Genomic DNA, 19,787 nt, shown 5'->3' on the forward strand with positions numbered 1-19,787 from the left:
CGTGGTCGGCTGGTGTGAACTATCGCTTCTTCCCCAGGCCGAAGGTCAGCGCCAGAGCGCCAACCAACACGACACCCTTGACGAAGTCCTGCGTGTAGTAGGGCGCGTTCAGCATGGTGAGGCCGTTCAGGAGGACGCCGACGAAAATTGCGCCGGCCACCGTGCCGATCACATGCGGGCGACGCTTGTCGAGCACGGCATAGCCGATCAGCGAGGCCGCCACCGCATCGAGCAGGAGCGAGTTGCCGGCCGAGACGTCGCCGCGGCCGACACGCGAAGCGACGATCAGCCCTCCCAACGAAGCAAGCGTGCCGGACAGGATATAGGCCCAGAGTCGATATGCCTTGGTCGGCGCGCCGGATAGATGCGCGGCCGTTTCGTTGCCGCCGATCGCATAGAAGACGCGTCCCCAGCGCGTACGCTCCATCAGGAACCAGGCGAGGATGGCGACCACCGCCATGACCACGACAGACAGGGGTACGGTGTCGAAGAGCCGTGACCGGCCGAGGATCAGGAAAGCCGGATCGTAAGCACCGGGAACGGACGAGCCGTCGGGCAGCACCATGCCGGCGGTGATGGAGCGGCCGCCGGTCGGGATCAGCTGCAGGCCGGCGAGCAGGAACATTGTCGCCAGCGTGGCGAGAAGATCGGGGACGCCGATGCGGACAATCAGCAGTCCGTTCAGGAGGCCTATGAAGGCGCCCATCAGCAAGACCAGACCCATGGTCTGGGCCGCATCCAGCTGCCATACGACCATGGCATAGCTTGCCGCCATCACCGACGAGGCGGCGATGCTGCCCACCGAGAGATCGAAGCCGTCGGCCGACATCGTGATCGAGACCCCGACGCCGAGGATCGCCACGACCGAAACCGCCTGCAGGATGGAGAACAGGTTGGCCGAGCGGATGAAGGCGGGCTGCGCGTACCAGAAGCCGATCACCATCAGTGCCAGCAGCACGAACAGCGCGTAACGGCGCGTTTCGCGGAAAAGCGATGTGCGCGGGGCGGCCTGCTGGACCGTCGTCGGGTTCGTCATCGATGCTCTCCGGCCTTTTCGCTCTCGACCTTGCCGATCTGGTCGGTCAGCGGGCCATGGCCGTCACCGGCCTCGTGAAGGGAGTGATCGCGCATGACGAGGATGCGGTCGGCAACCTCCAGCGCCTCTTCGGTGTCGCTGGTCGCGATCAGCGTGGCGGAACCGCTTTGGCTGTTGCGGATTGCGGAGATCAGGTCGGCACGCGCCCCGACGTCGACACCCTGGAAGGGCTCGTCGAGCAGCAGCAGCCGGCAAGGTGCCGCCTGCCAGCGGGCGAGCACGACCTTCTGCTGGTTGCCGCCGGAAAGCTCGTCGAGCGTGTCATCGGGGCCGCGCGCCTTGATGCCGAGCCGGGCGATCGCCTCGGCGGCAACCTTGCGCTCGCGCGCGACCCGCAGCAGGCCGTCCGGAAACCAGCGCCGCAGATGCGGCAGGGCGATAGTACCGGCAATCGAGGCGCCGGGAACCTCGGGCGGTAGCAGCGACGATGCCCAGCGGTCCTCGGCGACCATGAAGACGCCGTTTTCGATCGATCGCGCCGGCCCGTTGGAAAGCCACGGTTTTCCATCGAGCACGAAGCTGCCTTGCGCCAGCGTTTCCAGACCAAAAAGCGCGCGCAACAGCCGGCTCTTGCCAGAGCCAAGCGTGCCGGTCAGCGCGACGACCTCGCCGGAGCGCAGATCGAGATCGAAAGGCCTCGCACCGGGAATCAGTTGCGCACCCTTGATGGAGGCGATGATTGGGGCCGCCGAAATCTTGCCGTCATGGGTGGCGGCTTCCAGCGTCCGCCCGATCATGGCCGCAACGGCGGCCGGGAAATCGATCGGTTTGGCAAAGGCGCCGACGATGCGACCGCCGCGCATGACCACGGCGCGGTCGGCGATGGCGGCAAGGTCGCCCAGCCTGTGCGAGATGTAGAGGATTGCCATGCCGCCCGCGCGCAGCCGCCGGATGATGGCGAAAAGCCGGTCCGCTTCCGTGGCCGAGAGGCTGGATGTCGGCTCGTCGAGGATTAGAACGGAGGCCTTGGCCGCGACGGCGCGGGCGATGGCGATCAATTGCCGCTCCGCCGGCCGCAGGTCGATGAAGTCGCGGTCGAGCGGCAGGTCGAGATCGATCAGCGCCGCGATGGCGCGCGCACGCCTGCGGATCGACCGGGCCGAGACGAAGAAGCGCTCGCCCGGCTGGCAAAGTTCATCGAGCAGAAGATTCTCCGCGACCGTCAGTCCGGCAGCCCCCGCCTGATCCGTCGCCTGATGGACGGTCGCGATGCCGGCGGCCTTGGCGGCGCTGGGCGAGGCGAGGGCGACGATCCCGCCGCCCAGGGTGATCGTTCCGGCGTCGGGTACATGCGAGCCTGAAAGGATTTTCACCAGAGTCGATTTGCCGGCGCCATTGGCGCCCATCAGCGCCACGACCTCCCCGGCTGCCACGGTAAGATCGGCTCCAGCGAGCGCGCGCGTCGGGCCAAAGGATTTTTCGATCCCGGCGACAGCGACGGCAATGGGGGCGGCGGTGAGGGACAATTGGTTCAGCCGGTTACAGGTTGAGCGGGAACTGGGAAAGGCAAGCAAGCCAACGGGGCACGGTCGTAATTGTCAGCCGCCATATTCCATGATCGCCAGTCCGGCATTGTAATCCGGCGAATAGACGATGCCGTTGGCGTCGACGAATACGTCGGTCGACTGGATCACTTGCGGCCGATTCGGACGTTTGTCGACCATGCGGCTGGGAGCCGGCGGCACCAGCGCCCCGGTCTCCTTTGGGCGATAGGGATCGGAGATGTCGAAAACGCGCACGCCGGCATTCTGGTAGGTTGCAAAGATCAGGGTGTCTGACACAAAGCTGCCCGGCCGGTTCTCGTGCAGATTGTGCGGACCGAAATGTCCGCCCTTGGCGGTGTAATCGGTCTCGTCCGGGGTCGGCAGGGTCGAGATCGAAATCGGGTTCGCCGGATCGCGTATGTCGAAGATCCAGGTGAGCTTGCGCCCATCCTCCTCATGGTCGAGCACGGCCTCGTCGGCGACAACGAGCAAGCCGCGTTTGAGCAGCGGCAGCGCCGAATGGGTGCCGCCACCATAGGGCGGCGACCAGTTCCTGTGGCTGATCAGCCTCGGCAGGGCAGGGTCGGCGACATCGAGGACGGTCAACCCGCCGTCGCGCCAGCAGGCATAGGCGGTATCACCCTCGACGACCGCATGATGCAACGCATAGCGGCGGCCGTCGGGCCAGCCGGGTGTCTCGCCGCCGGCAAGATGCATTCCTGGAATCCACCAGCGACCGGCCTCGACTGGCCGTGCCGGGTCCTGAAGGTCGACCGTCAGCAGGATGTAGTCGCTGTAGCCGTCGAGAAGCGCCGATACGTAGGCGTAGCGCCCGCCGACGTACCAGATGCGGTGGATGCCGATGCCGTCGACCGGGAAGAAGCCGATCTGGCGAGGCTGCGTCGGCTTCGAGATGTCATAGACGGCCAGGCCGGCCGACCAGGTCCGCGCCGCGCCCGAACCAGAAGCGGTGCCGATCGTCTCGCCGATCGACTGGGTGTAGTAGACCTTCTCGTCGAACGCGAAAGCGGCGTCGGCGAACAGATCGCGTGCATGGACGACCAACAGCAGATCCTCATGCGTCTGCAGATGGATGGTCCAGGTATTCGGCGGCGCGGGCACGAACACCGTCCCGCCCGGATTCTTGGGATCCCGTACATCGATGATGGAAAAGCCTTGTGACCAGGGATGCGCGACATAGGCGAAGCCGCGATGCACCATCACCTGCAATCCGTCCGGCCGCCCGCCTTGGTCGGAATGACCGATCAGGCGCATGTTCCTGGAATAGTCGGGGGTGGGGACAGAAACCATAATTGTCTTTCAAAAGGTCGGTCCGGCGCACTTTGCCTGTCGCAGCGGGTGGTGTGGCGGAGGCAGGCGCAATCATCCCCCAGCAGGCCGGGGATGATTGTTTGGATCGCTGATTTTGTGAAGGCGCAGAAGCTCAATTCGTCGCCGGGATCCATGGTGCCTTTGCGGCATCGCTGTCCTTGAAGGCCGGGAATTTTGCCTGCAGATCTTCGATCGTCTTGATGTTGTTGTCGACGAGGTCCTTTCTGGTGACGAGCGTCGGCTGGATCAGCACCGAATGGCCGGGATTCTGTCCGGCGATCAGCTGGGCCAGCGCGCGCACCGAAGCCTCGCCGACGACGGCCGGGTTGGTTGCCGCCGTCGCCACCCACGGGCTGTTCGGCTCGAGGATGGCCTGGATGTCCGAGGTCGAGATATCGACACCGTAGATCTTCACCTTGTCTGCCACGCCAAGCTCGTCGATGGCGAGCTTCACGCCACGGGCGAACTCGTCCCATGGGGCGAAGACGACCGAAAGCGTCGGGTTGGCGGTGAGAACGGCCTTGGTCTGGTCGGCGACCGAAGCGGCAACGGTGTCGTTGACCACGCCCCAGGTGGCGACTTCCTTGATGCCTGGGTACTTCTTGCCGAAATCCTTCCACACCGCATAACGACGGTCGAGCGGTGCGAAGCCGGCGACATAGAGGACGCCGCCGTCGAATTTCTCGCCTTGGTCCTTGACCGCCTGGTCGAGCACGAGGCGCGCCATGTCGGCATCGGACTGCTCGACCTGCGGGATCTTGGGGTTGTCGAGGTTGGTGTCGTAGGCCACCACTGGAATGCCGGCGTCAAGCGCTGCCTGTGCGACGTCCTTGATGGCTTCGGGCTGGCCGTTGTTGATGATGATGCCTTGCACGCCGAGATTGATCGCCTGCTGGATCAACTGCCGCTCGGTGTTGATGTCGTTGCGCGCCTGCGAGATGTTGGCCTCGATGCCGAGCGCATCGGCCTGGCGCTTCACGCCGGCCTCGAATGCCTGGAGCCAGTCACCGGAGCCGAGGAAGCTGACGACGGCGATCTTGACGCCGCCCTTATCGAAGGGTGCCGGCGCGCCGGATATGCCCTGCGCCGAAGCAGCGGTGGCGAGACCGGCTATGCCGGCGGCTGCCGCCAGCGAAAGAATATGCTTGATCATGTGGAGACCCCTTTGAAATTGGCCGCATTCTAGGGAGGAGGCCCATCGCTTCCGAGAACGCTCATTGCGAGTTTTTCAAATCCCGGAGCATTTCCACTTCGCTTCCTTTCGGTTTCGTAGCAAATGAAGACGATGCGGTGCCGGGCGTTCGCTGTTGAGAAAACAGAATTGTTCCAACCCGGACATCCTTGCTCTAAAGGACGCGCAGGAATTCCTGGACCAGATGCGCATGAACGAACCGGTAAACCCTTCGGACACGGAACAGATGGACGACGCGCAGCGACGACGGCGCGAGCCGGTGTTCAACCTGCCACCCGTCGTGTTGGCGGTGATCGGCATCTGCGTCGTCGTCTACCTGTTGCAGCAATATGTGTTGAGCGAATCCCAGCAGATGACATTGCTGTATGACGGGGCCTTCATCCCCGTTCTCTACACCGGGCAATACGGCTTCGACTGGTTCCTGTTTTCGCGGCCGTTCACCTATGCTTTCCTGCACGGCGGTTTCGCGCATCTGGCCATCAACATGGTGTGGCTCGCCGCGTTTGGTTCACCATTGGCAAACCGCCTGGGAACGCTGTGGTTCGCGCTGTTTTTTGCCGCAACCGGGTTGGCTTCGGTCGCGCTTTTCTGGGCGATCCATCCTTATGGTGAGGCGCCGCTGGTCGGGGCTTCCGGTGCGATATCAGGCATGATGGGGGCTGCGGCGCGTTTCGGCTTCCGCACCGACCGTTCGGCCGGCAAGGCCGCCTTCGCCGGCCCTGTGCTGCCGATCGCATTCGTATTGCGCTTGCGCGGTGTCGTGATCTTCCTCGCCATGTGGATGGTCATCAATCTCGCCACCGGCCTGCTCGGGTTTGCCCCAGGGGTAGATGGTCAGATCGCCTGGGAGGCCCATATTGGCGGCTTTTTCGCGGGCTTCTTCGGCTTGCGTTGGTTCGACAGGCGATGGCAGGCGCCTGAATGGGAGACGACCGACCACCGCACTTGAAATGCAACCGATCACGGCGCACGATGTTCACTCTTACGTGAAGGCCGGTCAGGGCAGGAACCGGCAGGCAAAGCAGAGGAGGACGCCATGACGGTGAAGGCAATTCTCGAGAGAAAAGGCCATGACGTGTTGACGCTCGGGCCGAACGAAAAGCTTAGCGAAGCCATCCGCATCCTGGCAGAGCACAAGATCGGTGCGCTGGTCATCACCAATGGCGATCGCAAGATCGTCGGCATCCTGTCAGAGCGCGACATCGTCCGGGTTGTCGCCCGCGAAGGTGGAGCCGCGCTGGATATCGCCGTGCGCTCGGCAATGACGCCGAAGGTGAAGATCTGCAACGAGAATCACACCGTCAACGAGGTGATGGAGATCATGACCCGAGGCCGCTTCCGCCATCTGCCGGTGGAGAAGGACGGCATGCTCGATGGCATCGTGTCCATCGGCGATGTGGTCAAGCGCCGCATCGAGGATGTCGAGCGCGAGGCCGACGAGATCAGGGCCTATATCGCCACCGCCTGAGCGGCGAGGCGAACCGCCGGCCGGAGAACCGACCGGCGGAGCCGTGGTTTACCTGTTGTCGAGTTCGGAGCGGACGAGCGCGAGCCCGCGCCGGGTGATGCGGTAAGGGCCGCCTCCCGACGAAGAAACCGCCTTCTTACGCTTCAGTTTTCGAAACCTATCGAGATCGACGCCCGGATAATGCCAGCCGTCGCGGGTCAGGCATTTGACGGAGGCGATCCGCTTTTTCTCGTTCTTTTCGATTTCAATGCGTCCACCCTGCGCGAGCAGGTGCAGGATGCGCTGTTCTATGCGCGAAATGTCCATGTGAGAGTTTTCCGGGAAAACAAAAAATGCCGCCGCCGCGAAGCTTCGCGGCACGGGGTTTCGGTTTTCTGCCCTGCCTCGCCAGGAGGTCAGGGCCTTACCGGGACTGAGCGTAAGTGGACATCCACTCTCCATTGGAATGAGCGTCCTATAGGCGAACGCGGCTGAAAAGGCCAGTCCGTGGCTTTGCGCTTGTCTCTTTTGGCGGTTTGCACTAGCGAAGTTGCAAATCAGAATGTGCATTAATGCAGCTTCCCATCATTCCAGTTCGCAGGCCGCCATGTCCCTTATCGACACCCGTACTCCTGACGCAAAACGCCTGATCCCCGGCGCAACCGGCGACTGGGAGATCATCATCGGCCTCGAGGTCCATGCGCAGGTCACTTCGGAAGCAAAGCTGTTTTCGGGCGCCTCGACGGCCTTCGGCGCGCCGCCTAACGCCAATGTCAGCCTGGTCGATGCGGCGATGCCGGGCATGCTGCCGGTCATTAACGAGGAATGCGTCAAGCAGGCGATCCGTACCGGCCTGGGGCTGAAGGCGCAGATCAACCACAAGTCGGTCTTCGATCGGAAGAACTACTTTTATCCCGACCTGCCGCAGGGCTACCAGATTTCACAGTTCAAGCAGCCGATCGTCGGCGAGGGCACGGTCATCGTTTCGGTGGGCCCGGACCGCCAGGGCGAATTCGAGGACATCGAGGTCGGCATCGAGCGGCTGCATCTGGAGCAGGATGCCGGCAAGTCGATGCACGACCAGCATGCGACCATGTCCTATGTCGATCTCAACCGCTCCGGCGTGGCGCTGATGGAGATCGTCTCCAAGCCGGACATGCGCTCGGCCGACGAAGCCAAGGCTTATGTCACCAAGCTGCGCACCATTGTACGCTATCTCGGCACCTGCGACGGCAACATGGACGAAGGTTCGATGCGCGCCGACGTCAACGTTTCGGTGCGCAAGCCGGGCGGCGAGTTCGGCACGCGTTGCGAGATCAAGAACGTCAACTCGATCCGCTTCATCGGCCAGGCCATCGACTACGAGGCGCGCAGGCAGATCGCCATCCTCGAGGATGGCGGCAAGATCAATCAGGAGACGCGGCTGTTCGACGCCGTCAAGGGCGAGACGCGCTCGATGCGCTCCAAGGAAGAGGCGCATGATTACCGCTACTTCCCCGATCCCGACCTTTTGCCGCTGGAATTCGACCAGGCCTATGTCGATGCGCTGGCCAAGGAATTGCCGGAACTGCCGGACGACAAGAAGGCGCGGCTGATCGCGTCGCTCGGCCTGTCCGTCTATGACGCCTCGATCCTGGTTTCGGAAAAGCCGATCGCCGACTATTTCGAAAAGGTGGCCGCCGGCCGCGACGGCAAGCTTGCCGCCAATTGGGTCATCAACGATCTGCTCGGGCAATTGAACAAGGCCGGAAAAGACATTGAACACGCTCCGGTTTCGCCCGAGCAGCTCGGTGCGGTCATCGATCTGATCAGGGATGGCACCATCTCCGGCAAGATCGCCAAGGACCTGTTCGAGATCGTCTGGAATGAGGGCGGCGACCCGCGCCAACTGGTCGAGAGCCGTGGCATGAAGCAGGTCACCGACACCGGCGCCATCGAGAAGGCCGTCGGCGACGTTATCGCCGCCAACCCTGACAAGGTCGAACAGGCGCGCGCCAAGCCGAGCATGGCCGGCTGGTTCGTCGGCCAGGTAATGAAGGCGACCGGCGGCAAGGCCAACCCGCAAGCCGTCAACGACCTCGTCAAGGCCAAGCTGGGCATCGAGTAGCGCCGTGTTCGTCCGCACCGCAGGTGAACGCGACCTTGCCGCTGTGCGGACGCTGCTGGTGGAAACGTGGCATGCGACCTATGACGCCATTTATGGCGCTGCCAAAGTCGCCGAGATCACCGACGAATGGCACTCGATCGCTTCGCTCCGCTCGCGGCTGACGCGGCCCAACTCGGAATTCCTGGTGGCCGATGACGGCAAGCGGATCGGCGGAATGGCTTTCGCCGCCGCCACCGCCGATGCGAAAATCATCCTGTTGAACCAGCTCTACGTCCATCCGGACTGCCAGCGGCGGGGGATCGGGCAAGCACTGCTCGACGAGGTCGAAGCCAGTTTCCCGGAAGCGCGAACGCTGCGCGTCGAGGTCGAGGAAGCCAATGCCGGTGCCATCGCCTTCTATCGGTCGAAAGGGTTCTTGCCTGTCAGTGCCGCGGAAGAGTCCCGTGATACCTCAAGGCTGACGACGCTGAGTTTCGAGAAACCGCTGGGATAGACCACCGGGATGAATAGAGCGATCAAGCCATGCGTCATCGCGGCGTTTGCTGTGCCGGCTCACGACGGATATGCAAGGGCATGACCAAACTGTCCCGCATTACAGCGCTGGCGCTGCTCGCCATCATCATTTTCGCGACCTTGTCGCCGATCCAGATGCGGCCGCACCTCGCTGAAGCGAATGTCGAGCGTGCCTTGGCTTATGTCCTGCTGGGCTTCGCCCTGGCGATCGGCTTTCCCAACCGACTGTATCAGGTCGTGATCTTTGTGGCTGTGACCGCCGGCATGCTGGAACTGCTTCAGCTCATTGATCCCGGTCGCCATGCACGCCTCATCGATGCATTGGTGAAAGCCCTTGCCGGGGTGGTTGGGATCGTGGCGGGACACCTGATCGTCAGGGCCGGCGGACAAAAGAGCGAGAGCTAGGCGCGGCGGCAATCCGCCGGGAGTGCGGGACCATCGACCTTGGTCGCGGCCCGTGTCTATCTGGCCGAAGCCTTCTCGCTAGGCAGCGGGAACCTCCACATTGTCGATCAGCCTCGTCTTGCCGAGCCATGCTGCCGCAAGAAGACGCCCTTCGCGGTTTCGACGCCATGGCGCAAGCGTCAGGCTTTGGCGTGCCTCGACATAGTCGACCTTCTGAAAGCCGGCGGCGATGAGGGCGCGGCTGGCCTCTTCGGTTGCGTCGCTCTGGCCGGCGCCTGCCGCCAGGGCCGCAGCCGTATTGCGCAATATCACGTTGAGCTGGCGGGCGATTTTCAGTTCGGCCTCATCGAGATAGGCGTTGCGTGACGACATGGCGAGACCATGCGCGTCGCGGATCGTCGGTGCGCCGATGATCTCGACAGGCAGGTCGAGGTCGCGGCAGAGCTGCCTCACCACGCAAAGCTGCTGGTAGTCCTTCTCGCCGAAGACCGCACAGTCGGGCGTTGCCTGCAGGAGGAGCTTTGCCACCACGGTGGCGACGCCGTCGAAAAAAGTCGGCCGAAAGTCCGATTCGAGCCCGGCGGAGGGGCCGCCGACCGAGATTTTCGTGGCGAAGCCGGCAGGATACATCTCGCCAACCGTCGGTGTGAAGGCAAGGTCGGCCTTTGCCGCGCCCAGCCGGTCGAGGTCGCGGCCGAGTTGGCGCGGGTACTTGTCGAGGTCTTCGCTCGGCGCGAACTGCGTCGGGTTGACGAAGATCGACACGACGCAGCGCTCGGCTTTTTGGAGCGCGATCCTGACCAGCGAGATGTGTCCGTCATGCAGTGCACCCATGGTCGGCACCATGGCGACACGAAGGCCGTCGCGCCGCCAGTCCCGGATTTGCGCGCGAAGTGCGGCCACGCTGTCGACGACGACGGGTTGGCTCATGCGTCATCCCTGTTCTTTGTCGCCGAAAAGACATGGCCGGGGCCGGGGAATGTCCGGCCCCGCACCTCGGCTGCATAGGTTTCAGCTGCATGCGAGATCACGCTGCGCAGGTCCGCGTATTCCTTGACGAATTTCGGCACGCGATCGACGGTCAGCCCGACCATGTCGTCGATGACCAGGATCTGGCCGTCGCAGTCACCGCTGGCGCCGATGCCGATGGTTGGAATGGCGAGGCGGCGGCTGATATCGGCGGCGACCCTCTCGACCGTGCCTTCGATGACCACCGAGAAAGCGCCGGCGTTCTCGACGGCGAGCGCATCGCGAAGCAATGCCGCAACAGCCTCCTCGGTGCGGCCCTTGATCTTGTAGCCGCCGTCCTTCTCCACCGATTGCGGCTGCAGGCCGATATGTCCCATCACCGGAATGCCGGCGGCGACGATGGCCTCGATCTGGCTGGTCATGTCGAGGCCGCCTTCGAGCTTCACCGCCTGGCAGCCGGTTTCGTCGACGACCCGCCGCGCCGAGGCCACGGCAAGTGCTGCCGAAACCTCATAGCTGCCGGCCGGCAGGTCGACGACGACGCAGGCCCTGGCCGAGCCGCGCATCACCGCTTGCCCATGCGCAATCATCATCTCTAGCGAGGCGCCCAGCGTCGTCTTGTGGCCATGCAGGACCATGGCGACACTGTCGCCGACCAGAAGCAGGTCAACATGGTGATCGAGCAGACGGGCGATGGGATAGGTATAGGCGGTCAGGCAAACGATCGGCGTGCCGCCCTTGCGGTGGCGAATCGCCTCGGCGCTGATGCGAATGTCGGTGGTCGGCAATTCCGTGGCCAATCGTCACCTCCTTTGGCCTCAAGCCGGGCTGGATGCAGGCATGGGCGCGCAGAGCTTTAGAAATACCGTAAAGGCTTGGCAAGCGTGCATGCAGCGACCGGCAGGATCACAGGCTTGTGTCGGGTTTCCGGCAAGCCATTTGCGCGCACGCCGTGGCAAAAGCCTTGCCTTCGGCAAGGCCTGACGCCATAAGCAGGAAAACGGGCGCTGCCGGCGCGAGGGTTTTGAAATGAAGACTTTCCTTACGCAGTTTTTCACCTGGTGGAACAGCCAGACGATAGGAACCCGCCTGCACACCTGGCGGTACGGCAAGAAGGTCGGCCAGGACGAAACCGGCAATTTCTACTACGAAGGCGGCATCGATTCGGAAGGCCGCACGCGCCGCTGGGTCATCTACCGCAATTATTCGGAAGCTTCGGCGATACCGCCCGGCTGGCACGGCTGGATGCACCACCGCGTCGACGTTGCGCCGTCCAGCGAGGACTACAAGCCGCGCGACTGGCAGAAGCCGCATCAGCCCAATCTGACCGGCAGCCCGGCGGCCTATCGCCCGAAGGGCTCGGTGCTGACCAATCAGCATCGCCCGCAGGTCACCGGCGACTACGATGCCTGGACACCCGGGTCGTAGCGACAGGGTGCAAGCCGGTCCTTTATCGCCACAATTGGTGTTTAGCTGCTTGCTGATCAGAAAACGGCGACTAGCCTTGGCGATCGACAGAATCACCCGGGCGCGAACCACCGGTATCTTTGCATGAGCTTTTCTTACTCAATATCGGCCAGTCTGGCGCTAGCCGCCGGTCTTGCCGTCAGCACCGTGGCCTTCGCCGCTTCGCCTGAGCCCGCGGCACCCGCGCCGGCGCCGCCCGCGGGAGCGGACCGGGTTACCAATGCCGTTGCCGAGTTTGCCGGTATCGACAAGATCACCGGCCGCATCATCACCTTCGATGTCTATATCGACGAGACGGTGCAGTTCGGTGCTTTGCAGGTGACGCCGCGCGTCTGCTATTCACGGCCGCAGACCGAAGAGCCGAAGACCGATTCTTTCGTCGAGGTCGACGAGATCACGCTGGACCGCAAGATCCGCCGCATCTTCACCGGCTGGATGTTTGCCGAAAGCCCCGGCCTCAATGCCGTCGAGCATGCCGTCTATGACGTCTGGCTGAAGGCTTGCAAGCAGAAGTCGGATGTGCCGGCGCCCGATGGCGCCAAGGCAGACTCGACCAAAGCCGAGGCGCCCAAGCCCGCCGCGGCCAAACCGAAAGCCGCGACCGCTCCGGACGTGACAGAGCCTGGCGTGACGGAGCCGGACGCTTCGGAACCCGATACCACCGACACCAACTGATCCCCCGGAACCGTCCTGGCCACCATACGTTGGGGCACGGATGAGCGCGCATTTATGCGCAGGGAGGATCTTCCGATGTCAGACAGCAAGCGGATCACGGCCGGCAAGGCAGAGTTGCTGGAACTCGAAAAGGGATTCTGGACGGGCGACGCGGCCTACTATGCGGCCAATGCCGACACCGAATGCCTGGTGGCGTTTCCGCAGATGGCACAGGCGATGGACAATGCGGATCTCGCCAAGACCGCAACCAAGCCCAACCGTTGGCGCGACCTGAAAATCGACCTCAAGGGTATTATCGAGCCGGGCAGCGACATCATCATGCTGACCTACGAGGCACATGCGACACGCGAGAACGGCGAACCTTACGCCGCGCTGGTCAGCACCGGCTATGTCCATCGCGTCAACGGCTGGAAGATGATGTTCCATTCGCAGACGCCATTGGAAGCCGCCACTGGGAAGTAGGCTCAATCTTCAGGGATAGAATTGGGCGTCAGGGATAGAATACGGCCTCGCCCTTCAGCGCGTCGGCCAGCATCTTTTCATATTTGCCGCGCGGCACGTCGACGGCGCCGAAGCGCTTGAGGTGCTCGGTGGTGAACTGCGTATCGAGCAGCGCGAATCCGCGTGCCTTCAAGCGCTCCACGAGATAGAAAAGGCAGGTCTTGGAAGCGTCCGTCTCCCTGGCGAACATGCTCTCGCCAAAAAACACCCGGCCGAGCGACACGCCATAGAGGCCACCGACCAGCCGGTCCTCGCGCCACGCCTCGACCGAATGACAATGGCCTATCCGATGCAACTCGACATAGGCTTCGCGGATCGGCGCATTGATCCAGGTCGAGCGCCGTTCCACCCGCTTCTCGGCGCAACCGTCGATCGTGGCTTCGAAATCGAAATCGAAACGGATGTCGAAGGGGTTCTTCTTGATCGTTTTCCTCAGGCTCTTCGGTGCGTGAAAACCATCGAGCGGAATGATGCCGCGCGTCTCCGGCCGCACCCAGAACACCTCCGGGTCGCCGGCACTTTCTGCCATTGGGAAGACGCCCGAGGCGTAGGCCTTGAGCAGCAGGTCGGTGGGGATGCGATAGCCGGGCGCGTAGGGGCGGGTCATCGCGTCTCCGCGCTACTCTTCCTTGGCCAGATATTTTTCCAGCCAGTGGATGTCATAATCGCCATTGGCGATGTCGGCATTGCCGACGAGATCGCGAAACAGCGGCAGCGTCGTCTTGATACCGTCGACGACGAACTCGTCCAGGGCGCGGCGCAGGCGCATCATGCACTCGACGCGATTACGCCCATGCACGATCAGCTTGCCGATCAGGCTGTCGTAATAGGGCGGGATCTTGTAGCCGGAATAGACGCCGGAATCGACGCGGATGCCCAGGCCGCCCGGTGTGTGGAAATGGGTGATCGTGCCGGGCGAGGGGGTGAAGGTGCGCGGGTCCTCGGCGTTGATGCGGCATTCGATGGCGTGGCCGTTGAACTTGATGTCCTCCTGCTTCACCGAGAGGCCGCCGCCGGAGGCGACGCGGATCTGCTCGTGCACGAGATCGATGCCGGTGATCGCTTCGGTCACCGGATGCTCGACCTGCAGGCGCGTGTTCATCTCGATGAAGTAGAACTCGCCATTCTCGTAGAGGAACTCGATCGTGCCGGCGCCGGAATAGCCGAGGTCGGCGATCGCCTTGGCGCAGATGCCGCCGATGCGGGCGCGCTCTTCGGCATTGAGGGCGGGAGAGGGCGCCTCTTCCCAGACCTTCTGGTGGCGGCGCTGCAAGGAACAGTCGCGCTCGCCGAAATGCACGCCGCGGCCAAAGCCGTCACCAAACACCTGGACTTCGATATGGCGCGGCTTTTCCAGATATTTTTCAATATAAACGGCATCGTCGCCGAAGGCGGCACCGGCTTCGGTGCTCGCCGTCTGCAGGGCGATCTCCAGGTCAGCCTCGGTGAGGGCGACCTTCATACCGCGCCCGCCACCGCCGGCCGATGCCTTGATGATCACGGGATAGCCGATCTCGGCGGCAATGCGCCTGGCTTCCTTCTGGTCGGTGACGGCGCCGTCCGAACCGGGCACAACCGGAATGCCGAGGCGCTTGGCGGTTCGCTTGGCCTCGATCTTGTCGCCCATGATGCGGATATGGTCGCCGGACGGACCGATGAAGGTGATGTTGTGCGCGGCCAGTATGTCGGCGAACTTGGCGTTCTCCGACAGGAAGCCGTAGCCCGGATGCACGGCGTCGGCGCCGGTGATTTCGCAGGCCGCAACGATCTGATGGATGTTGAGATAGCTGTCGCGCGATGGCGGCGGACCGATGCAGACGCTCTCGTCCGCGAGCCGCACATGCATGGCGTCGGCATCGGCGGTCGAATGCACCACCACCGTCTGGATGCCGAGTTCCTTGCAGGCGCGCAGCACCCGGAGGGCGATTTCGCCGCGATTGGCGATGAGGATCTTCTGAAACATCAGGCCCGCTCTACTCGATCACGACGAGCGGCATGCCATATTCGACCGGCTGCGAATCCTCGAAAAGGATCGCGGTCACCGTGCCGGCGCGTGGCGAGGGGATCTGGTTCATCGTCTTCATCGCTTCGATGATCAGCAGCGTCTGGCCTTCCTTGACCTTCTGGCCGACTTCGATGAATGCCTTGGCGTCCGGCGACGGCGCCAGGTAGGCCGTGCCGACCATCGGCGAGGTGACTGCGTTCTTGGAAATATCTGCCACAACGGGCAGAGCTACGGAGGCAGCTTGCGCTGCTGCCGGCGCATAGGCCTGCTGCGGCGCTGCGATTGCATGAACAGCCGGCGCCTGCCGCGAGACGCGCACCTTCAGGTCGCCCAGTTCAACCTCGATCTCGGTGAGGTTGGTGTCGTTCAGTATGCCCGCCAGATCGCGGATCAGTTGCTGGTCAACACCGGTCTTCTTTATCGACATTTTCGAGCCTTCTGTTTGTTGGCCGGTCATAGGCGTGCGGCCAGCGCCTGTAGCGCCAGCGTATAGCCGAGCGGCCCAAAGCCACAGATCATGCCGACGGCGACCGGCGCGACCATGGAGACGTGGCGGAATGGTTCCCGCGCATGGATGTTGGAAAGATGAACTTCGGCCACCGGCAACGGTGCGACGGCGCGGATGGCGTCGTGGATGGCAATCGAGGTGTGGCTGTAGGCGCCCGGATTGATGACGATGCCGACAGCCTTGTCGCCGGCTTCCTGAATCCAGTCGACAAGGTCGCCCTCATGGTTCGACTGGCGGAAATCGATCTCGAACCCCAGCGCCGTGCCTGCCTGCTTGCAGTCGTCGGCGATCGCGGCAAGCGTCTTGCCGCCATAGATGCCCGGCTCGCGCTTGCCGAGCGCGTTGAGATTGGGACCGTTCAGGACGAAAACCGTTTTCAAAAAGCCGACCTTTCCCGGCGCCGTCATCAAGCCGGCGCGCTGGGCCCTCTATAATGGGCATAGCCGCCCGCGGAAAGAGCGCAAGTGCGTTCTTTCACTGTCCACAACAGGCGGAAATGTGCCCGTGAGAAATAGCTGGCGAGCAAGATCAGAGCGCGGCTTTCGCCGCCTCGATCTTTTCAGCCAGCACTTCCTGCCCGAGCGCCCCGAACACCACCTCGTTGCCGACGACATAGGACGGCGTTCCGGTGATCGCCAGCTTGTTGGCAAGATCGTAGGTCTTGGCGAGGGCCTCGTTGATTGTCGGGTCCTTCATCTTCTCGCGCAGCGCCGCTTCGTCGGCACCGAGCGATAGCGCGACCTTCATGGCCGCCGCCTCGGTGGCGCGCCCCTGGCCGCCGAGCAACGCATTGTGGAACTCGCCGTACTTTTCCGGGTGCATCAGGTGGAAGGCCATCGAGACCACGCTCGCCTTCTGCGAATCCGGTCCGAGGATGGGGAATTCCTTGAGCACGAAACGCAGGTCCGGATCGGTCTTGGTCAGCGCCTGCATGTCGTCGATGGCGCGTTTGCAGAAGCCGCAATTGTAGTCGTAGAACTCGACGATGGTGACCTTGCCGTTGGGATTGCCGACGACGCCGTCGAAGGCGGAGTTGAAGATCTGGTCCTTGGCATCCTTGATCACGCCGAGATGAGCGATGCGCTGCTCTTCCTTCTGCTTGGCCTCAAGCGCATCCTGGACCTCCAGGAGGACTTCCGGGTTTTTCAACAAATAGTCGCGGATGATGCCTTCGACCTCGGTGCGGTCGATCTTGGTATCGGCCGCCGCCGTCTCGACCGGCTGCGCGGTACCGGCCTTGGCGATCTGCGGGTTTCCGGCAACGAATCCGAAAGCCAGCATGGCCAGGGCGACCGCAACCCCCGTGGTGCCCAGCAGCAGTGCCTTTTTCATCGTTCCTGTTCCTTCTACCTGTTTTCCGGTCTGGCTATGTCGTGGCGCGCGACCGGAAGGTTCACTTGATCTTGGTTGACGGCCTGTAGTTTATGATATCCTGGGCGCGAAGCCAGCGCGGCTCGCCGCGTTTCATCTGCTGTTGCGCCCGCATGGCGAAAATCTTCGCATCCTTGTAGTTGCCGGAATAGAAATGGCTTTCGGCGGTGGCAAGTTCCGCGCCAGGTATGTCACCCAACTCGCCATAGGCCTGTGCCAGATAGCGATATCCGGCTGAATTTTCCTTGTCGCGACCGAGGCCATTGTTGATCTGCACGACGGCTTTTTTGAGGGAGTCGGGCGTGCCGACGGCCATCAGCGCCTGACCCACGGACACCGGCAGCAGACCGGACCGAGCCGAATCGAGGCTGACCGCCTTGGCGTAAGCGTCCGCAGCTTCCTTGGGTTTGTTTGCTTTCATCAGGATGTCGCCGCGCAGTTCCTGGAAGTAGGCATTCTTCGGCTGCGCTTTGATCAGTGCATTGGTCTTGGCGAGAGCGGCGGCGATGTTGCCGAACAGGTAGGTCGACTGGGCATCGCCGTACTGCGCGGCGAGGGTTCCTTGCATCTTTCGCATCAGCCGCGACGCGGCCGCCTGGCCTTCCATGTAGACGGCGATCTTCACCCGCATCATGTCATGGCGCTGCTGCAGCGCGGGCGGGTCCGGCCTGTCGACATTGGGGTCCTGTTTCACCAGCACTTCGAGATTGGCGATGCGGTCCTGCGGCATCGGATGGCTGATCCGATACGGATCGACCTGGGCGCCCGAAAGCGAAAGTGCGGTCTGGAAGCGGCGGAATGTCTTCAGCATGCCCATGCCGGACTGGCCGGTGGCGTTGAGATAGGTGATCGCCGAGCGGTCGGCCGTCATCTCCTCGGTGCGCTGATAGGCGAGGATGCTGCGCTGTGCCATCTCGCCGCCGCCAGCGGCCACGCCCATGCCAGCGCCGGCGAGACCGCGGCTGCTGGTTGTGGCACCGGCGACAATGGCGCCGGCGCCAAGCAATGTCGCGATGACGGCCATCGTCTTGGCTCGTTCGAGCTGGTCGCGCAGCTTCTGCTGGTGGCCGCCGGCGATATGGCCGGCTTCGTGCGCGATGACGCCGATGATCTCGTTGGGCGTTTCAGCCGTCATCAGCGCGCCGGTGTTGATGAACAGCCGGCGCCCGGTGACGAAGGCGTTGAAACTCTGGTCGTTGACCAGAACGATGTCGATGCCGTCATTCGCCAGGCCGGCCGCCCTGAAGATCGGCCGCGCGTAATCGCGCACCAGCGCCTCTATCTCGGCGTCGCGCACCACCGGCACGTTCTGGGCGAAGGCACTGACCGAGCTCGCCATTGCGACGGCAACGCCAAGCGAAAGCGTCGCGAAGACGCGCGCTGCCTGGGCAATCGTCGATCTGGGTCGGCTCAACATGATGGCTCCACTGGTAGACGAGCGGGCGAAAGATGAAAAGTCGGCGCCGGAAACTTCCTCAACTTGTGATCCTCACATCAATCGGGCATTTGTGCGGCACATGCGCCAGTGCCTGGCGCCGTCAGTCATCGGGAATACTGGTTAAATGGTCGTTTCGCTCTCACGCCGTGGCAAAGTCGAGCCCTTCCATGCGATGGACATTCTGGCAGAGGCGAACCGGCTGAAGTCCCAGGGCGTGCCGGTTGTTTCGATGGCCGTCGGCCAACCCTCCGATCCCGCACCGGTTCTGGTTCGCGCCGCAGCCGCCAAGGCGCTGCAGGATGGGCGCATCGGCTACACCGACGCGCTCGGCCTCGCTGCCTTGCGTAAGGCGATCGCCGGACACTACGCCGATCACTACGGGCTTGATATCGAGCCCAGCCGGATCGCGGTGACCACTGGATCGTCGGCCGCCTTCAACCTTGCCTTCCTGGCGATGTTCGATGGGGGCGACCGGGTCGCCATCGCGGCACCCGGTTATCCTGCCTATCGCAACATCATGGCCGCACTCGGCATCGAGGTGGTCGAGATCGAGCTCGGCGACGCCGCCTACCTGCATGCCGGCCATCTGGAGACCGCGCATCGTGAAAAGCCGCTGAAAGGCGTTCTCTTCGCCAGCCCCGCCAATCCAACCGGCGCGGTCATACCGGCCGATGAACTGGCGGTTCTGGTGAGGACGGCACAAGAGCTCGGCATCGCCGTCATCTCCGACGAAATCTATCACCGGCTGGCCTATGCCGCCCCCGACACCACGGCGCTGGCCTATGGCGGCGATGTGACGGTGATCAATTCCTTCTCCAAATATTACTGCATGACGGGCTGGCGCATCGGCTGGATGGTGCTGCCGCAGGACCTGGTGCGGCCGGTCGAGCGCGTCGCCCAGAGCCTCTACATCTCGCCGCCGGAACTGTCGCAGATCGCCGCGATCGAAGCGTTCAGGGCGACCGAGGAGCTGGAGGCGGTAAAAGGCCGCTACGCCTGGAATCGCGAGCTTTTGATGAAACGCCTGCCGGAACTCGGCTTTCCGCTGGCGGCGCCCATGGACGGCGCCTTTTATGCCTTCTGTGACGTCACCAGGCATACCAATGACAGCATGGCCTTCGCGCGAAAGATGCTGGCCGAGGCGCATGTCGCGGCAACACCCGGCCAAGACTTCGACACTCAGGCCGGGCACCGGACCATGCGTTTCTCCTATGCCGGCAGCCACGACGACATGGTCGAGGCAATGGCGCGCATCGAACGCTGGTTGAGGTAGCACC

At 63.2% G+C, this 19,787-nt stretch carries 22 protein-coding genes; 9 read left to right on the plus strand and 13 right to left on the minus strand.

Annotated elements, in window-relative coordinates; translation table 11 throughout:
* Positions 1–19: 19 nt before the first annotated feature.
* From NKJ00_RS08550 to NKJ00_RS08565, 4 genes are all read right to left on the minus strand, one after another.
* Positions 20–1,036: an ABC transporter permease gene (locus tag NKJ00_RS08550; RefSeq protein WP_128304034.1), complete on the minus strand. Its 1,017-nt coding sequence runs from the start codon at positions 1,034–1,036 to the stop codon at positions 20–22.
* Positions 1,033–2,562: a sugar ABC transporter ATP-binding protein gene (locus tag NKJ00_RS08555; RefSeq protein ID WP_352629426.1), complete on the minus strand. Its 1,530-nt coding sequence runs from the start codon at positions 2,560–2,562 to the stop codon at positions 1,033–1,035. Before NKJ00_RS08555 ends, NKJ00_RS08550 begins: the two co-directional genes overlap by 4 nt.
* A 72-nt stretch (positions 2,563–2,634) precedes the next feature.
* Positions 2,635–3,891, minus strand: coding sequence for an LVIVD repeat-containing protein (locus NKJ00_RS08560; protein WP_352629428.1), 1,257 nt, complete (start codon positions 3,889–3,891; stop codon positions 2,635–2,637).
* Between the two features lie 133 nt (positions 3,892–4,024).
* On the minus strand, positions 4,025–5,065 hold the full coding sequence (locus tag NKJ00_RS08565) for a substrate-binding domain-containing protein (protein ID WP_023812144.1): 1,041 nt from the start codon (positions 5,063–5,065) through the stop codon (positions 4,025–4,027).
* Positions 5,066–5,294: 229 nt separating this feature from the next.
* Between NKJ00_RS08565 and NKJ00_RS08570 the strand changes: the two genes are divergently transcribed.
* The gene (locus NKJ00_RS08570; RefSeq protein ID WP_352609650.1) at positions 5,295–6,053 is read left to right on the plus strand and encodes a rhomboid family intramembrane serine protease; all 759 of its coding nucleotides are present in this window, start codon (positions 5,295–5,297) and stop codon (positions 6,051–6,053) included.
* An 87-nt stretch (positions 6,054–6,140) separates the two neighbouring features.
* The gene (locus tag NKJ00_RS08575; RefSeq protein ID WP_023812142.1) at positions 6,141–6,572 is read left to right on the plus strand and encodes a CBS domain-containing protein; all 432 of its coding nucleotides are present in this window, start codon (positions 6,141–6,143) and stop codon (positions 6,570–6,572) included.
* A 48-nt stretch (positions 6,573–6,620) separates the two neighbouring features.
* Here the strand turns inward: NKJ00_RS08575 and NKJ00_RS08580 are convergent, their stop codons facing one another.
* On the minus strand, positions 6,621–6,878 hold the full coding sequence (locus tag NKJ00_RS08580) for a YjhX family toxin (RefSeq protein WP_352629480.1): 258 nt from the start codon (positions 6,876–6,878) through the stop codon (positions 6,621–6,623).
* 280 nt (positions 6,879–7,158) lie between these two features.
* Between NKJ00_RS08580 and gatB the strand changes: the two genes are divergently transcribed.
* From gatB to NKJ00_RS08595, 3 genes are all read left to right on the plus strand, one after another.
* Entirely contained in the window at positions 7,159–8,658 is a 1,500-nt protein-coding gene (gatB, locus tag NKJ00_RS08585; RefSeq protein WP_352629430.1) for an Asp-tRNA(Asn)/Glu-tRNA(Gln) amidotransferase subunit GatB, read from the plus strand.
* A gap of 4 nt (positions 8,659–8,662) precedes the next feature.
* The gene (locus tag NKJ00_RS08590; protein ID WP_352629432.1) at positions 8,663–9,151 is read left to right on the plus strand and encodes a GNAT family N-acetyltransferase; all 489 of its coding nucleotides are present in this window, start codon (positions 8,663–8,665) and stop codon (positions 9,149–9,151) included.
* An 80-nt stretch (positions 9,152–9,231) separates the two neighbouring features.
* A complete protein-coding gene (locus NKJ00_RS08595) occupies positions 9,232–9,576 on the plus strand; it encodes a VanZ family protein (protein ID WP_023812139.1) in 345 nt (114 codons plus the stop codon).
* A gap of 78 nt (positions 9,577–9,654) precedes the next feature.
* On the opposite strand, the gene panC is transcribed toward NKJ00_RS08595, so the two are convergent.
* Positions 9,655–10,506 carry a pantoate--beta-alanine ligase gene (gene panC / locus NKJ00_RS08600; protein ID WP_352629434.1) on the minus strand — a complete coding sequence of 284 codons (852 nt, stop codon included), beginning with the start codon at positions 10,504–10,506 and terminating at the stop codon, positions 9,655–9,657.
* Positions 10,503–11,345: a 3-methyl-2-oxobutanoate hydroxymethyltransferase gene (gene panB, locus NKJ00_RS08605; RefSeq protein ID WP_352629436.1), complete on the minus strand. Its 843-nt coding sequence runs from the start codon at positions 11,343–11,345 to the stop codon at positions 10,503–10,505. Before panB ends, panC begins: the two co-directional genes overlap by 4 nt.
* Positions 11,346–11,574: 229 nt before the next feature.
* Between panB and NKJ00_RS08610 the strand changes: the two genes are divergently transcribed.
* The 3 genes from NKJ00_RS08610 (at position 11,575) to NKJ00_RS08620 (ending at position 13,149) form a co-directional block, all read left to right on the plus strand.
* A complete protein-coding gene (locus NKJ00_RS08610) occupies positions 11,575–11,973 on the plus strand; it encodes an NADH:ubiquinone oxidoreductase subunit NDUFA12 (protein ID WP_013531353.1) in 399 nt (132 codons plus the stop codon).
* A 123-nt stretch (positions 11,974–12,096) separates the two neighbouring features.
* Positions 12,097–12,687, plus strand: coding sequence for a DUF2155 domain-containing protein (locus NKJ00_RS08615; protein ID WP_352609658.1), 591 nt, complete (start codon positions 12,097–12,099; stop codon positions 12,685–12,687).
* 75 nt (positions 12,688–12,762) lie between these two features.
* Positions 12,763–13,149 carry a hypothetical protein gene (locus NKJ00_RS08620; protein WP_127291408.1) on the plus strand — a complete coding sequence of 129 codons (387 nt, stop codon included), beginning with the start codon at positions 12,763–12,765 and terminating at the stop codon, positions 13,147–13,149.
* Between the two features lie 28 nt (positions 13,150–13,177).
* On the opposite strand, the gene aat is transcribed toward NKJ00_RS08620, so the two are convergent.
* The 6 genes from aat to NKJ00_RS08650 form a co-directional block, all read right to left on the minus strand.
* Entirely contained in the window at positions 13,178–13,795 is a 618-nt protein-coding gene (aat, locus tag NKJ00_RS08625) for a leucyl/phenylalanyl-tRNA--protein transferase (protein ID WP_023812134.1), read from the minus strand.
* 12 nt (positions 13,796–13,807) lie between these two features.
* Positions 13,808–15,151 carry an acetyl-CoA carboxylase biotin carboxylase subunit gene (accC, locus tag NKJ00_RS08630; RefSeq protein WP_023812133.1) on the minus strand — a complete coding sequence of 448 codons (1,344 nt, stop codon included), beginning with the start codon at positions 15,149–15,151 and terminating at the stop codon, positions 13,808–13,810.
* Positions 15,152–15,161: 10 nt separating this feature from the next.
* The gene (gene accB, locus NKJ00_RS08635; RefSeq protein ID WP_023812132.1) at positions 15,162–15,620 is read right to left on the minus strand and encodes an acetyl-CoA carboxylase biotin carboxyl carrier protein; all 459 of its coding nucleotides are present in this window, start codon (positions 15,618–15,620) and stop codon (positions 15,162–15,164) included.
* Between the two features lie 26 nt (positions 15,621–15,646).
* Entirely contained in the window at positions 15,647–16,081 is a 435-nt protein-coding gene (gene aroQ / locus NKJ00_RS08640) for a type II 3-dehydroquinate dehydratase (RefSeq protein ID WP_013531359.1), read from the minus strand.
* A gap of 148 nt (positions 16,082–16,229) precedes the next feature.
* Entirely contained in the window at positions 16,230–17,033 is an 804-nt protein-coding gene (locus NKJ00_RS08645; RefSeq protein WP_128304043.1) for a DsbA family protein, read from the minus strand.
* A gap of 61 nt (positions 17,034–17,094) precedes the next feature.
* Entirely contained in the window at positions 17,095–18,489 is a 1,395-nt protein-coding gene (locus NKJ00_RS08650) for a M48 family metalloprotease (protein ID WP_352439931.1), read from the minus strand.
* Positions 18,490–18,634: 145 nt separating this feature from the next.
* Between NKJ00_RS08650 and NKJ00_RS08655 the strand changes: the two genes are divergently transcribed.
* Positions 18,635–19,783: a pyridoxal phosphate-dependent aminotransferase gene (locus NKJ00_RS08655; RefSeq protein WP_352629438.1), complete on the plus strand. Its 1,149-nt coding sequence runs from the start codon at positions 18,635–18,637 to the stop codon at positions 19,781–19,783.
* Positions 19,784–19,787 lie beyond the last annotated feature (4 nt).

It is taken from the genome of Mesorhizobium sp. M0227, from assembly GCF_040321855.1.
In the GTDB taxonomy this organism is placed as follows: domain Bacteria; phylum Pseudomonadota; class Alphaproteobacteria; order Rhizobiales; family Rhizobiaceae; genus Mesorhizobium.

Coding starts and splice junctions, on each gene's coding strand:
- NKJ00_RS08550 (WP_128304034.1), bottom strand. CDS start 1,036: ATGACGAACCCGACGACGGTCCAGCAGGCCGCCCCGCGCACATCGCTT.
- NKJ00_RS08560 (WP_352629428.1), bottom strand. CDS start 3,891: ATGGTTTCTGTCCCCACCCCCGACTATTCCAGGAACATGCGCCTGATC.
- NKJ00_RS08565 (WP_023812144.1), bottom strand. CDS start 5,065: ATGATCAAGCATATTCTTTCGCTGGCGGCAGCCGCCGGCATAGCCGGT.
- NKJ00_RS08570 (WP_352609650.1), top strand. CDS start 5,295: ATGAACGAACCGGTAAACCCTTCGGACACGGAACAGATGGACGACGCG.
- NKJ00_RS08575 (WP_023812142.1), top strand. CDS start 6,141: ATGACGGTGAAGGCAATTCTCGAGAGAAAAGGCCATGACGTGTTGACG.
- NKJ00_RS08580 (WP_352629480.1), bottom strand. CDS start 6,878: ATGGACATTTCGCGCATAGAACAGCGCATCCTGCACCTGCTCGCGCAG.
- gatB (WP_352629430.1), top strand. CDS start 7,159: ATGTCCCTTATCGACACCCGTACTCCTGACGCAAAACGCCTGATCCCC.
- NKJ00_RS08595 (WP_023812139.1), top strand. CDS start 9,232: ATGACCAAACTGTCCCGCATTACAGCGCTGGCGCTGCTCGCCATCATC.
- panC (WP_352629434.1), bottom strand. CDS start 10,506: ATGAGCCAACCCGTCGTCGTCGACAGCGTGGCCGCACTTCGCGCGCAA.
- NKJ00_RS08610 (WP_013531353.1), top strand. CDS start 11,575: ATGAAGACTTTCCTTACGCAGTTTTTCACCTGGTGGAACAGCCAGACG.
- NKJ00_RS08615 (WP_352609658.1), top strand. CDS start 12,097: ATGAGCTTTTCTTACTCAATATCGGCCAGTCTGGCGCTAGCCGCCGGT.
- NKJ00_RS08620 (WP_127291408.1), top strand. CDS start 12,763: ATGTCAGACAGCAAGCGGATCACGGCCGGCAAGGCAGAGTTGCTGGAA.
- aat (WP_023812134.1), bottom strand. CDS start 13,795: ATGACCCGCCCCTACGCGCCCGGCTATCGCATCCCCACCGACCTGCTG.
- accC (WP_023812133.1), bottom strand. CDS start 15,151: ATGTTTCAGAAGATCCTCATCGCCAATCGCGGCGAAATCGCCCTCCGG.
- accB (WP_023812132.1), bottom strand. CDS start 15,620: ATGTCGATAAAGAAGACCGGTGTTGACCAGCAACTGATCCGCGATCTG.
- NKJ00_RS08645 (WP_128304043.1), bottom strand. CDS start 17,033: ATGAAAAAGGCACTGCTGCTGGGCACCACGGGGGTTGCGGTCGCCCTG.
- NKJ00_RS08650 (WP_352439931.1), bottom strand. CDS start 18,489: ATGTTGAGCCGACCCAGATCGACGATTGCCCAGGCAGCGCGCGTCTTC.
- NKJ00_RS08655 (WP_352629438.1), top strand. CDS start 18,635: ATGGTCGTTTCGCTCTCACGCCGTGGCAAAGTCGAGCCCTTCCATGCG.